13 protein-coding genes are annotated in these 12734 nt (G+C 69.0%); 7 read left to right on the top strand and 6 right to left on the bottom strand.

Translation table 11 applies throughout. The features are described 5' to 3' along the window. The first annotated feature begins 19 nt into the window (after nt 1-19). Both ASE12_RS12540 and ASE12_RS12535 read left to right on the top strand, forming a co-directional pair. A complete protein-coding gene (locus ASE12_RS12540; protein WP_056401025.1) occupies nt 20-388 on the top strand; it encodes a DUF4180 domain-containing protein in 369 nt (122 codons plus the stop codon). Nucleotides 389-448: 60 nt separating this feature from the next. Further along, a complete protein-coding gene (locus ASE12_RS12535; RefSeq protein WP_056401022.1) occupies nt 449-1330 on the top strand; it encodes an SDR family oxidoreductase in 882 nt (293 codons plus the stop codon). A gap of 121 nt (nt 1331-1451) precedes the next feature. Here ASE12_RS12535 and ASE12_RS12530 read toward each other — a convergent pair whose 3' ends face one another. After that, complete coding sequence (locus ASE12_RS12530) at nt 1452-2096, bottom strand: hypothetical protein (RefSeq protein WP_056401020.1); 645 nt, start codon at nt 2094-2096, stop codon at nt 1452-1454. A gap of 55 nt (nt 2097-2151) precedes the next feature. On the opposite strand from ASE12_RS12530, the gene ASE12_RS12525 reads away from it, so the two are divergent. Further along, a complete protein-coding gene (locus ASE12_RS12525) occupies nt 2152-2502 on the top strand; it encodes a DUF3817 domain-containing protein (RefSeq protein ID WP_056401018.1) in 351 nt (116 codons plus the stop codon). Between the two features lie 211 nt (nt 2503-2713). Here the strand turns inward: ASE12_RS12525 and ASE12_RS12520 are convergent, their stop codons facing one another. Then, the gene (locus ASE12_RS12520) at nt 2714-3607 is read right to left on the bottom strand and encodes a LysR family transcriptional regulator (protein ID WP_056401016.1); all 894 of its coding nucleotides are present in this window, start codon (nt 3605-3607) and stop codon (nt 2714-2716) included. 71 nt (nt 3608-3678) lie between these two features. Here ASE12_RS12520 and gabT point away from each other — a divergent pair, with 71 nt between their 5' ends. From gabT to ASE12_RS12505, 3 genes are read left to right on the top strand one after another with little or no spacing between them, the layout of a single operon-like run. Beyond that, complete coding sequence (gene gabT, locus ASE12_RS12515) at nt 3679-5010, top strand: 4-aminobutyrate--2-oxoglutarate transaminase (RefSeq protein WP_056401013.1); 1332 nt, start codon at nt 3679-3681, stop codon at nt 5008-5010. Then, nucleotides 5007-6428 (top strand): NAD-dependent succinate-semialdehyde dehydrogenase, encoded by a 1422-nt coding sequence (locus tag ASE12_RS12510; RefSeq protein WP_056401010.1) that lies wholly within the window; start codon nt 5007-5009, stop codon nt 6426-6428. Before gabT ends, ASE12_RS12510 begins: the two co-directional genes overlap by 4 nt. 23 nt (nt 6429-6451) lie before the next feature. Beyond that, entirely contained in the window at nt 6452-7813 is a 1362-nt protein-coding gene (locus tag ASE12_RS12505; protein WP_056401007.1) for an NAD-dependent succinate-semialdehyde dehydrogenase, read from the top strand. A gap of 15 nt (nt 7814-7828) precedes the next feature. On the opposite strand, the gene ASE12_RS12500 is transcribed toward ASE12_RS12505, so the two are convergent. From ASE12_RS12500 to ASE12_RS12485, 4 genes are read right to left on the bottom strand one after another with little or no spacing between them, the layout of a single operon-like run. Then, the gene (locus tag ASE12_RS12500; protein WP_056401003.1) at nt 7829-8629 is read right to left on the bottom strand and encodes an ABC transporter permease; all 801 of its coding nucleotides are present in this window, start codon (nt 8627-8629) and stop codon (nt 7829-7831) included. An 8-nt stretch (nt 8630-8637) separates the two neighbouring features. Further along, nucleotides 8638-9549, bottom strand: coding sequence for an ABC transporter permease (locus tag ASE12_RS12495; RefSeq protein WP_056401001.1), 912 nt, complete (start codon nt 9547-9549; stop codon nt 8638-8640). 12 nt (nt 9550-9561) lie between these two features. Further along, entirely contained in the window at nt 9562-10737 is a 1176-nt protein-coding gene (locus tag ASE12_RS12490; protein ID WP_056404815.1) for an ABC transporter substrate-binding protein, read from the bottom strand. Between the two features lie 37 nt (nt 10738-10774). Beyond that, the gene (locus ASE12_RS12485; RefSeq protein WP_056400998.1) at nt 10775-11839 is read right to left on the bottom strand and encodes an ABC transporter ATP-binding protein; all 1065 of its coding nucleotides are present in this window, start codon (nt 11837-11839) and stop codon (nt 10775-10777) included. A 142-nt stretch (nt 11840-11981) separates the two neighbouring features. Here ASE12_RS12485 and ASE12_RS12480 point away from each other — a divergent pair, with 142 nt between their 5' ends. After that, entirely contained in the window at nt 11982-12725 is a 744-nt protein-coding gene (locus tag ASE12_RS12480) for a FadR/GntR family transcriptional regulator (RefSeq protein WP_235508900.1), read from the top strand. Nucleotides 12726-12734 lie beyond the last annotated feature (9 nt).

Raw genomic sequence — 12734 nt, 5'->3', positions numbered from 1 at the left:
CCGTCGATATCGTCGTGCCATGACCGATCGCGAGCTGATGAGGATCCACGGGACACCGGCACTCGTCCTGTCGGAGGACGGTCCAGCTCTCGACACGATCGAGGCCGCGACCGAGATGATCGGCGATGCGGCGTGGGGCGAGGCCGAGCTCGTCGTCATCCCGGTCGTACGTCTGACGGACGACTTCTTCGAGCTCCGGACCGGGTTCGCCGGCGAGGTCGCGCAGAAGTACGTCAACTACCGCCTCCGACTCGCGATCATCGGCGACATCTCGGCCCGGGTGGCCGACAGCGTCTCGCTCAACGCCTGGGTGGTCGAGTCCAACCGTGGCGGGCAGGTGTGGTTCGAGCCGGACCTAGAGTCACTGGAGCGACGGCTGCAGGTGTGAGCCGCGTCCTATGTGACATCGGGAGTGGCTTATTCCAGATACCGACGGTATGTTGACCTGATGACCGACAACTTCACCGGCAAGGTCGCGCTCGTCACGGGCGCCGCACGTGGCATCGGCGCAGGCGTGGCACGCGGCTTCGTCGCGCGCGGTGGCCAGGTCGCGCTCGTGGGCCTCGAGCCCGAGCTGCTCACCGAGCTGTCCGACGAGCTCGGCGACTCGGCCGCGTGGTGGGAGGCCGACGTACGCGACTCAGCCGCCGTCGCCGCTGCGACCGACGCCGCCGCGGCACACTTCGGCCGCATCGACTTCGTGCTGGCCAACGCCGGCATCGCGTCGTACGGCACCGTGCGCCAGATCGACGACGCGGCGTTCGAGCGGGTCGTCGACATCAACATCAACGGCGTCTTCCGCACGCTCAAGCACGCGACGCCGCACCTCGCGGCGACGAACGGATACGCGCTCGTCGTGGCGTCGCTCGCCTCGTTCACCGCGCTCGCGGGCCTCGCGTCGTACAACGCCAGCAAGGCCGGCGCGGAGTCGCTGGCGCTCGCGTACAAGCAGGAGGTCGCGCACCTCGGCATCGGCGTCGGTATCTGCCATCCGTCCTGGATCGACACCGACATCGTGCGCAACGCCGAGCACGACCTGCCGACGTTCCGGGAGATCCGCAAGAAGCTCCCCTACCCGGCCAACAGCACGACCAGCGTCGAGGAGTGCGTCGAGCTCATCCTGCAGGGCTTCGCCAAGCGCAAGAGCCGCGTGTACGTGCCCAAGGGCGTGCTGCTCGCGAGCTGGACCAAGGCACTGACCAACTCGCCGCTGGCGTGGCCGGTGCTCAGGCGCCTGGCCCGCAAGAGCGTCCCACAGATGGAGAAGGAGGTCGACGCGCTCGGCCGCTTCCACCACGCGCACGTCCCGGAGACCAAGCCGAAGGACTAGCCGGTGGGGTGGCGGTTTACCAAGAGGTCACGGCAAACCGCCACTCACCAAGGCGCGCGCGCCCTGCGGAGTGGCAGGTTGCCGTGCGGAGTGCAGGTTGCCCTGACCTCTTGGTAAACCGTCAACGGCTCTGGACCGACGCCGCGAGGGAGACCATGTGGCCGAGCCTGGCGAGCTCGGAGGCGAGGAACTCCGGACCGCCGTGCCGGCCCACGACGACCACGAACCCGTCGCCGCGGCGGTCGCGTGCGGGCGACGCCGCGAGCACCGTCGAGTCCCACTCGGGCACCTCCCGCAGCACCTTGGACTTGCGGATGCCGAGCCATGCCGACGCCTCGGCGACGAGCTTGGGCGCGGTCGACGACTTGGTCATGACCGCGGCCTCGCCATCGACGCGGTGCAGGGCCATCGCCCAGTCCGTCCGGAACGTCGCCGGGATGACCTCGACGAGGTTGTCGATCGCCTTGGTCGGGTCCTCGGTGAACCGCTCGACCGCCTCGAGATCCATGCTGAGGTTGGCGCCGGCGTTGTAGCGCGAGATCCAGTCGACCGTGACACCCTCGAGCTGGTGGCATGCCGTGATCAACGCGTCGGGCATGACGCGCGCCGGGAGCTCCAGCAGCACGTCGTCGACGACCCGGCCGTCGGGTCGCCGCTCGACGATCTCGATCGCCTCGATGTCGGCGCCGGCGCCACCGAGAGCCGTGGCGAGCGCACCCAGGGAGCCGGGCACGTCGGGCAGCTCGACGCGCAGCAGGAAGGCCATATGACCATTGTCACCGGCCACCATTTCCTTGGCGTTACGCGGGTAGCGTGGTGGCGTGAATCCCTCAAACGTCCGCACCACCTTTCGTACGATCGCCATCGCCGAGGCCGTGTCCTGGGCCCTGCTGCTGTCGGCCATGTTCTGCAAGTACGTCACCGAGTCCGAGCCGTTCGGCCTGCGCGAGGGCGGCGTCCCGGTCGCCGGAATGATCCACGGCGTCGTCTTCATCCTGTTCGTGATCACGACGTTCGTCGCGCGCAAGACGTTCGGCTGGACCACCAAGACGTTCCTGCTGGCGCTCGGATCGAGCATCCCGCCGTTCTTCACGGTCCTCTTCGAGGTCGTCGCCGACCGCAAGGGGCTGCTCAGCAAGCCTCAGCCCGTCGCTGCGACACCAGCTCCGTAGCCGGGCACAGGAGTGCCCCCGAGCTCGGGACTCGGGGGCACCGCGTCGCACACAAACACGCAGCGTTGCATGCGCCGCAACATGGATCAGCCGATCAGACGGCCCTGACGAGGAAACCGTCCTCCTGCATCTCCCGTGACTCGAACGTAGCCCGCGCGTCGCCGACGGTCACTGGGTTGCGGGAAACGTTGCGGGAGACCGCAACGACGACTCAGCCCGTCGGCGCAACATCCGCGCCGTAGCGCTCGACGCAGAATTCCCGCAGCCGGGCCGACAGCTCCCGCAACGTCGCCGCCGCGTGATGGGCGGGCTCCCACGCGGCGGACAGCTCGATGCGCAGCGGTCCGTCCCGCCCGACGATCTCCAGCGGGTGCAGCCCGAACCGCGGGTCGTCCGACACGACGGCGGTGCCTCGGCCGGCGGCCGCCAGGGCCTGCGCGACCTGTGGGTTGCTGCAGTCGACGACCGGTCCCGGTGCCACCTGCGCCCGCTCCATCGCGCTGTCGAGGATCTGCCGCGGCTTGAACGCCGGCGTCAGCGCCAGCACCGTCTCGGTCGCGAGCTCCTTCAGGCGTACCGAGCCCTGGTCGCGCCATCGATGGTCCGCCCGTACGTACGCCCAGACCGGCAGCACCGCGAGGGCAGCACTGGCGAGCCGGGCCGGCGGCGGCTCGGTCGCGATGGCGAGGTCGGCTCCGTGCCGCAACGCGTCGTACGCCTCGCGGGGGTCCGACTCGATGACCGTCGGCATCGGGTCGTCCGGTCCGAGCGTCGCCAGGAACGGGGCGATGACATCGGTGAGGGTCGTCGTCGGCGCGGCGATCGTGATCCGCTCGAGGCGCCCCGCGGCGTACGACCTGGCGGCGTTGCGCGCGCTCTCGGCGCGACGCAGGACGTCCTGCGCGTGCGGCAGGAACTGGCGTCCGGCCGCACTCAGCTGCAGCCGCCCCGCTGACCGCGCGAACAGCTCGACGCCGAGCTCGGTCTCGAGCTGGCGGATCTGTCGCGAGATCGCCGGCTGGGTCACGTGCACGACGTCGGCAGCCGCGCTGACCGAGCCGGTCTCGGCGACCGCGACAAAGTAGCCGAGCGTGCGGAGCTCCATGCCTCCAGAGCATAGTCTCGATCAGAACTGAGTATTGGACGGCATAGGGTGACGGCGACGAGAATCGCAGCATGTCTGCCTCGCTCGAGCAACGCCGCAATCTCGTCACCGCGATCCCCGGTCCCCGGTCCCAGGAGCTGATGACCCGCAAGAAGTCAGCGGTCGCGCAGGGCGTCGGGACGACGATGCCGGTCTTCGCCGTCGAGGCGGGTGGCGGCATCGTCAAGGACGTCGACGGCAACTCGTTCATCGACCTCGGCTCCGGCATCGCGGTCACGACGGTCGGCAACAGCGCACCGCGTGTCGTCGATGCCGTACGCGCGCAGGTCGAGGCGTTCACCCACACGTGCTTCATGGTCACCCCGTACGAGGGCTATGTCGCGGTCGCCGAGGCGCTCAACCGGTTGACCCCGGGCGACCACGACAAGCGCTCGGCGCTGTTCAACTCGGGCGCCGAGGCGGTCGAGAACGCCGTCAAGATCGCCCGCGCCCACACCAAGAAGCAGGCCGTCGTGGCGTTCGACCACGCGTACCACGGCCGCACCAACCTGACGATGGCGATGACCGCCAAGTCGATGCCCTACAAGAGCGGCTTCGGCCCGTTCTCCCCCGAGGTCTACCGGGCGCCGCTGTCCTACCCCTACCGCGACGAGAAGAATGTCGACGGTGCTGCGGCGGCGCGCCGCGCGATCACGTACATCGAGAAGCAGGTCGGCGCCGCCAACCTGGCCGCCGTCGTGATCGAGCCGATCCAGGGCGAGGGCGGCTTCATCGTGCCCGCCGACGGGTTCCTCCCGGCGCTCGCCGAGTGGTGCACCGCCAACAACGTCGTGTTCATCGCCGACGAGGTGCAGAGCGGCTTCGCACGTACGGGCGAGCTGTTCGCCTGCGAGCACGACGGCGTCGTGCCGGACCTGATCGTCACGGCCAAGGGCATCGCCGGCGGACTGCCGCTCTCAGCGGTGACCGGCCGCGGCGAGATCATGGACGCCGCACACGTCTCCGGTCTCGGCGGCACGTACGGCGGCAACCCCATCGCCTGCGCCGCAGCCCTTGCCACGATCGAGACGATCGAGGCCGACGGCCTCGTCGAGCGCGCCCGGCAGATCGAGCGGCTCATGCTCGATCGGCTGCACCGGTTGCAGGCCGACGACGACCGCCTCGGTGACGTACGCGGTCGCGGCGCGATGATCGCCGTCGAGATCGTCAAGAGCGGCACCGACGAGCCCGACCCGCTGCTGACCAACGCCATCGCCGCGGCCGCACACCTCGCCGGCGTGATCGTGCTGACCTGTGGCACGTACGGCAACGTGCTCCGCTTCCTGCCGCCGCTGGCCATCAGCGACGAGCTGCTCAACGAAGGGCTCGACGTCGTCGCGGCCGCCTTCAGGGACAACGCATGAACGGCGTGTTCATCGGCGGTGAGTGGCGGGCCGGCTCGGCCGGCGAGTTCGACGTCGAGAACCCGGCCGACCGCACCGTCATCGGTCAGGTCGCTGACGGCGGACCCGCGGACGCGACCGCGGCGGTCGACGCCGCCGCAGCAGCGCTGCCGGCCTGGTCCGCGATGCCGCCACGCCAGCGCTCGGAGATCCTCCGTCGTACGTACGAGCTGATGGTCCGCGACACCGAGGAGCTCGCGGCGCTGATCAGTGCGGAGAACGGCAAGTCGTTGTCGGACGCGCGCGGTGAGGTCACGTACGCCGCGGAGTTCTTCCGCTGGTTCGCCGAGGAGGCCGTCCGCACCGGCGGCGACTACGGGGTCTCGCCGGCGGGCGGCACCCGCACGGTCGTGACCCACAAGCCGGTCGGTGTGGCAGCGCTCGTGACGCCGTGGAACTTCCCGGCTGCGATGGCGACCCGCAAGGTCGCGCCGGCGCTCGCCGCAGGGTGCACCGTCGTGCTCAAGCCCGCGTCCGAGACACCCCTGACCGCGCTCGCCGTGACCCGGCTGCTCGTCGAGGCCGGCGTGCCCGACGGCGTCGTCAACGTCGTGCCGACGACCGACGCGTCGTCCGTCGTGTCGACCTGGATGGCCGACGCCCGCGTCCGCAAGATCTCGTTCACCGGCTCGACCGGCATCGGCCGCGTCCTGCTCAAGCAGGCCGCCGACCGCGTCGTGAACTCGTCGATGGAGCTCGGCGGCAACGCCCCCCTCGTGGTGACCGAGGACGCCGACCTCGATGCCGCCGTCGCCGGCGCGATGATCGCGAAGTTCCGCGGCGGCGGCCAGGCCTGCACCGCCGCCAACCGCTTCTACGTCCACGCGGACGTCGCCGACGCCTTCACCGCCAAGCTCGGAGCCGAGGTGGAGAAGCTCACCGTCGGCCCCGCGGCGGACGGTTCTCAGATCGGGCCGTTGATCTCCGCCAAGGCCGTCGACGGCGTCACCGCCCTGGTCGACTCCGCACTCGCCGCCGGCGCCCGGATCAGCCATCGGTCCGACGTGCCCGACAGCAAGGGCTACTACTACCCGCCCACCGTGCTCGTCGACGTGCCGGCCGACGCCGACGTCGTCACCACCGAGATCTTCGGCCCCGTCGCACCGATCGTGACGTGGACCGACGAGTCCGAGATGCTGCGCCTCGTCAACGCGTCGGAGTTCGGCCTGGCGGCGTACGTGTTCGCCGGCGAGCTCCAACGCGCGATGCGGATCGGCGAGGCGATCGACGCCGGCATGATCGGCATCAATCGCGGACTAGTCTCGGATCCATCGGCACCATTCGGCGGCATGAAGCAAAGTGGGCTCGGACGAGAGGGCGCCCGCGCCGGCCTCGAAGAGTTCACCGAGACGCAGTACCTCAGCATCGACTGGCCCTAGGTCCACCACCCGAGGAGAAGCACATGACCACGACATCAGGACCCGCCTACCAGGTCGTCAACCCCGCGACGGGCGACGTCGTCGAGACGTTCGAGACCGCGTCGGACGCCGACATCGAGCAGGCGATCTCGGCGGCGACCCGGGCGTACGCGTCGTGGAAGGACGTGCCGATCACCGAGCGCGGCGAGATCGTCAAGAAGGTCGCGGCGCTGTTCGCCGAGCGGGCCGACGAGCTCGCGGCGATCGCGAACGAGGAGATGGGCAAGCCACTCGGTGAGGGCGTCGAGGAGGCCGAGTTCTGCCAGTCGATCTTCGACTACTTCGCGACCGAGGGCCCGACGCTCGCCGCCGACCAGCCGATCAAGACGTTCTCGGGCGGCAAGGCCGTCGTGCAGAAGCTCCCGGTCGGACCGCTGCTCGGCATCATGCCGTGGAACTTCCCCTACTACCAGATCGCCCGGTTCGCGGCGCCCAACCTGATGCTGGGCAACACGATCCTCCTCAAGCACGCCGAGTCGGTGCCGAAGTCGGCGCTCGCCGTCGAGCAGATCATGAAGGAGGCCGGGGTGCCCGAGGGTGCGTACGTCAACGTGTTCGCCTCGCACGAGCAGATCGAGACGATCATCAGCGACCCGCGCATCCAGGGCGTCTCGCTGACCGGGTCCGAGCGCGCGGGCGCCGTCGTCGCCGCCCTTGCCGGCAAGAACCTCAAGAAGTGCGTGCTCGAGCTCGGCGGCTCCGACCCCATGATCGTGCTCGACAGCGACAAGCTCGACGAGGTCGTCGATAACGCGTGGGACTTCCGGATGTACAACACCGGCCAGGCCTGCAACTCCAACAAGCGCATGATCGTCATGGACGACCTGTTCGACGACTTCGTGGCCAAGCTGACCGAGAAGGCGCTCGCCATCGACTCGTTCTCGCCGCTCTCGTCCCGCCGGGCCGCCGAGGCCATCGCCGAGCAGGTCGACGACGCCGTGAGCAAGGGCGCGACGCTGCACGCGGGCGGCGTCCTGAGCGACGGGCCCGACGCGCACTACACGCCCGCCGTCCTGACCGGCGTCACCAAGGAGATGCGGGCCTACAGCGAGGAGCTGTTCGGCCCCGTCGCGGTCGTCTACAAGGTCGGCAGCGACGAGGAGGCCCTCGAGCTCGCCAACGACACGCAGTACGGCCTGGGTGGCGCCGTGTTCAGTGCCGATCCGGAGCGTGCCGCCACGATCGCGCAGCGCCTCGAGGTCGGCATGGCCAACGTCAACTCCACGGCCGGCGAGGGTGCGGAGATCCCGTTCGGCGGCGTCAAGCGCTCCGGCTTCGGCCGCGAGCTCGGCCCGCTCGGCATGGACGAGTTCGTCAACAAGCGGATGTTCTTCATCGCCGACTGAGCGACGCGCCCGGTCCTACCTGAGGGCCTCGGTGTCGCCGCTGATCTTCTGGGCGAGCCAGATCGGCACGACCGACAGCAGGATCAGGACGACGGCCACGACGTTGACGATCGGCGCCTGGTTGGGCCGGAAGAGGTTGTCGAGGATCCAGAGGGGCAAGGTCTTGACCCCCGCGCCGGCGGTGAAGGTCGTCACGATGATCTCGTCGAAGCTGAGGGCGAACGCCAGCAGGCCACCCGCCAGCAGGGCCGACCTCAGCTGCGGGAACGTCACGAGGCGGAACGTCGTCCAGACCCCGGCTCCGAGGTCGGCCGACGCCTCCTCGAAGTTGCCGCCCATGCGCCGCAGCCTGGCCTGCACGTTGTTGAACACCGTGACGATGCAGAACGTCGCGTGGGCGACGATCACCGTCATGATCGACAGCTGCAGGCTGAGCACGCCGCGGAACGCGTTGTTGAGCGCGATGCCGGTGACGATGCCGGGCAGCGCGATCGGCAGGATCACCAGCAGGTTGACCGAGCTCTTGCCGAAGAAGTCGTGTCGCTGCAGCGCAAGCGAGAGCAGCGTGCCCAGCACGAGCGCGATCGCGGTCGACGCGAGGGCGACCTCGACGCTCGTGGCGACGGCGTCGCGGGCACCGGCGCTGTGGAACGCGCGCTGCCACCAGTCGAACGTGAGCCCCGGCGGTGGCCAGGTCAGCGAACGGCTCGTGTTGAACGAGTTGAGCACCACGACCGCGAGCGGCAGGTACATCACCAGCAGGATCAGGCCGGTCAGCGCCGCCAGCAGGCGTCGGAGGGATGCGCTCAGGATCATCAGTGTCCCTAGAGGTTCTCGAGGGCGCCCGTACGGCGGACCGCCGTCAGGTAGCCGATCATGATGACGATGGGGATCAGCGCGATCGCCGCCGCCAGCGGGAGGTTGTTGGCCGCGCCGACGTTGGTGTAGACGAGGTTGCCGAGCATCTGGTTGGCGCCGCCGACGATGTTGACCGTGATGTAGTCGCCCAGCGTCAGCGAGAAGCTGAAGATCGATCCGGCGATGATCGCCGGCGTTAGCATCGGGAACACGATCGTGCGCATCGTCTGCCACGTCGATGCCCCGAGGTCGCCGGACGCGTCGAGCAGCGAGTTCGGCACCCGCTCGAGCCCCGCGAAGATGGGCAGGATGACGTACGGGAGCCAGATGTACGCCTGCGTGATGACGACCGCGGTCAACCCGTAGCCGGGGGTGTCGAGGCCGATGCGGCTGGCGGCCCACTGGAAGATGCCGCCGTCGGACAGGACCGAACGCCAGGCGAACGCCTTGACGAGATAGCTGGCCCAGAGCGGCGTCAGCACCGCGATCACGAGGATCCGCTGCATCCGCCTCGACGCGAGCTTGGCCATGTAGAACGCGATCGGCAGCGCGATGACGATGTCGACGACCGTCACCAGCGCCGCGACACCGATCGTGCGCAACGTGACGGTGCGATAGAGCGACTCGGTCGTGATCTCCTTGAGGTTGTCGAGCGTCAGGCTGCGGTTGAGCTCGCCGGTGAAGCTGTCGACGGTCCAGAGCGCCGAGACGAGCAGGGCCGCGAGCGCGACGACGTACACCAGGACGAGCCAGGTGAGCGGGGCGGCGAGCAGCAGCCCGAGACGTGCCCGCGGCCTGGCGCTCAGGGACGAGGAGATGCGCCACGCGGCCGTCCCCCGCGGTGGGGGGACGGCTGCGCGAGCGGCGTCGACCGACATGTGTTCCGTGACCTAGCCCTTGATCTCGGTCCAGGCCTTGGTCCACTGCGAGTAGTCCATGCACGTGACGTCACGGCCGTCGAGGCACTCCGCGACCGGCGTGCGCCAGTACCAGAGCTTCGACGCGAACTCCTTGTCGCCGGCCTTGTACGTCTCGCAGAAGCCCGGGTCACTCGCGAAGTCGCACGCCTCGGCGCTGTTCGGCGCCTCGCCGAAGTACTCGGTGGCCTGAGCGTTGGCCTTGGGCGACTCGATGTAGTCGAGCCACTTGTAGGCGCAGTTGGGGTGCTTGGCCTTGGACGAGATCATCCAGGTGTCCGACCAGCCGGTCGCGCCCTCCTCGGGCAGGATCGCCTTGACCTTGGCCTTCTCGACCGAGTTGACGATGACCTGCCACGTCGTGCCGATGACCGAGTCGCCGGTCTCGAACGCGGAGATCTCCTTCAGGTAGTCCGACCAGTACTCGCCCACGTTCTTGCGCTGCTCCTTGAGCAGGTCGACGGCCGCGTCGAACTGCTTCTCGTCAAGCGCGTACGGGTTCTCGATCTTGAGCTCGGGCTTGGTCTTCATGAGGTAGAGCGCAGCGTCGGCGATGTAGATCGGCGAGTCGTACGACGTGATCTTGCCCTTGTACTTCGACATCTCGCCGGGCTCGAACACCGCGGACCACGAGGTCGGGGCCGGTGAGACCTCGTCCTCGTTGTACATCAGGAGGTTGGCGCCGTAGCCGTGCGGCACGCCGTAGTGCTTGCCGTCGAACGTGTTCCACTCCTGGTCCTTGAGGAAGTCGTAGACCTTGGCGTAGTTGGGGATCAGGTCGGTGTTGACCTCGGTCGCCTCCTTGGACGCGACCATGCGGGCGGTGAGGTCACCCGACGCCACCACGACGTCGTAGTCACCGGTCTTGGCCAGGTTGAACGCCTCGTCCGAGGTGCCGTACGTCTTGCTGGTGACCTGGCACTTGGTCTGCTTCTCGAAGTCGCTGACCCAGTCGACCTTGGGGTCGTTGCTGCCGTCCTCGACGTAGCCGGGCCACGCCAGGATCGAGACCTTGCCCTCGGTCTTGCCGAGCTTCTCGACGGCCTTGCCGCCCTCGGAGTCGCTGCCGCCGCACGCGGCGAGCACGACGAGCGCGCTGGTGGCGAGCAAGGCCCCTGCGGCCTTCCTCCTGCGGGTGGTGATTCTCATCGTTGTCTCCATCTCTTCGTGGTGGGAGCTGACAGGTTCAGGCGAGGGGTACGAGGTCGTCGACGGACCAGGTGGCGAGGACCTCGTCGCCACGCTGCTCGTCGGCCTTGCCGCCGGTGCTCTGCTCGAGCACGACGATCCCCGTGCCGTCGTGCAGGCGTACGTGGATGCGGTGACCGGTGCCGAGATAGATCGACTCCGTGATGACGCCCTCGGCGCGGATGGTCCGCTCGTCCGGGACGGCCGAGCCCGACGGGCGCAGCGTGACCTTCTCGGGCCGAAGGGCGTGCGTGCCCTCACGCCCCAGCAACCGCGCGGACGTGTCGCTGTCGAAGATGTTGGACGTGCCGACGAACTTGGCGACGTACTCCGACGACGGCTGCTCGTAGATCTCCTGCGGCGTGCCGAGCTGGACGATGCGGCCCTCGCTGAACACCGCGACGCGATCGCTCAACGTCAGGGCTTCCTCCTGGTCATGGGTCACGAAGACGAACGTGATGCCGAGGTTGCGCTGCAGCTGCTTGAGCTCGACCTGCATCTGCTCACGGAGCTTCAGGTCGAGCGCGCCGAGCGGCTCGTCGAGCAGCAGGACCTTGGGGCGTACGACGATCGAGCGGGCCAGGGCCACGCGTTGACGCTGGCCGCCCGACAGCTGGCCGGGCCGACGGCTGCCGAGGTGCGCCAGCTGCACGGTCGCGAGGGCCTCCTCGGCCTGCTGGCGACGGGCGGCCTTCTTGACCCCACGGACCCGCAGCCCGTACGCCACGTTGTCGAGCACGCTCATGTGCGGGAACAGCGCGTAGTCCTGGAACACCGTGTTGACGTCCCGGTCGAACGGCGGCTTGGCGGTGACGTCCTCGCCGGCGAGCTGGATCGTGCCCTCGGTCGCCTGCTCGAAACCGGCGATGAGTCGCAGCACGGTGGTCTTGCCCGAGCCTGAAGGGCCCAGCATCGAGAAGAACTCGCCGTCCGCGATGTCGAGGTCGACGCCGTCGACGGCCTTGACGTCACCGAAGTGCTTGCTGAGGTTCCGCAGCGAGATCGCCGTTCCTCCGGGAGCGTCCACGCTCGCCCTGGTTCCGGCGGAGGTGCTGACGGCCATGGGTGTCCTGTTCTCTCGTCGGTGCGAATGTCCGGCGTCGTCCGGGTGTGACCGGGGCCACGTGATGCATAATCATATGGGACCAGATATTAAATGGCTAGGCCCGGTTTGCAACGATCGTGTGAACAGGACGGAGGGGTGCGTGGCGACTGTGCGACGACCGGCCACCCGTGCCCGCTCGGCGATCTTCGCTCCGATCGGGGACGAGGGACGTGCCGTGCGTGTGGAGAACCGGCTCGCGGAGGCGATCCGGTCGGGCGTCCTCGCCGACGGTGAGCGACTCCCCAGCGAGCCCGAGCTCGCCGCGATGCTCGGCGTCGCGACCGTCACGGCGCGCGAGGCGCTCGTCGCGCTACGGGCGCAAGGCCTCGTCACGACGACCCGTGGCCGTGGTGGCGGCAGCTTCGTCACCCGACCCGAGCCGACCGGTGAGGCCGAGCTCGGCAGCCGGCTCGCGTCGATGTCCCGCGTCGAGCTGCGCGACCGCGGCACGATCTACGGCGTCATCCTCGCCGGTTGCGCCGAGCTCGCCGCCGAACGGGCGGACGCCACCGATGTCGAGGGCCTCCACGGGCTGCTGCTCGACCCGGCCGAGCCCGACATCGGGCTGTGGCGGCACGCCGACTCCGAGCTCTATCTCTCGATCGCGGCCCTGACCCAGTCCGCCCGCATGACGCGGGAGGTCGTACGTCTCGAGGCCGACTTCGGCGCCCTGTTGAGGCTCCCGCTGTCCGACCCGGCCTTCCGCACGCACACCGCCTCCCGGCACCGCGCGCTGGTCGCCGCGATCGAGGCGCACGCCCCCGACGAGGCGCGACACTGTGTCCGTGCGCACGTCGCAGATGCCCTGGAAAGACTGGCCGATCTCCATGCGGCGGTGCCATGATCGACACAC

The organism is Aeromicrobium sp. Root236 (genome assembly GCF_001428805.1).
Classification (GTDB): domain Bacteria; phylum Actinomycetota; class Actinomycetes; order Propionibacteriales; family Nocardioidaceae; genus Aeromicrobium.
The sequence above is the reverse complement of the archived record's forward strand: the minus strand, read 5'-3'. Positions and strand labels throughout refer to the sequence as shown.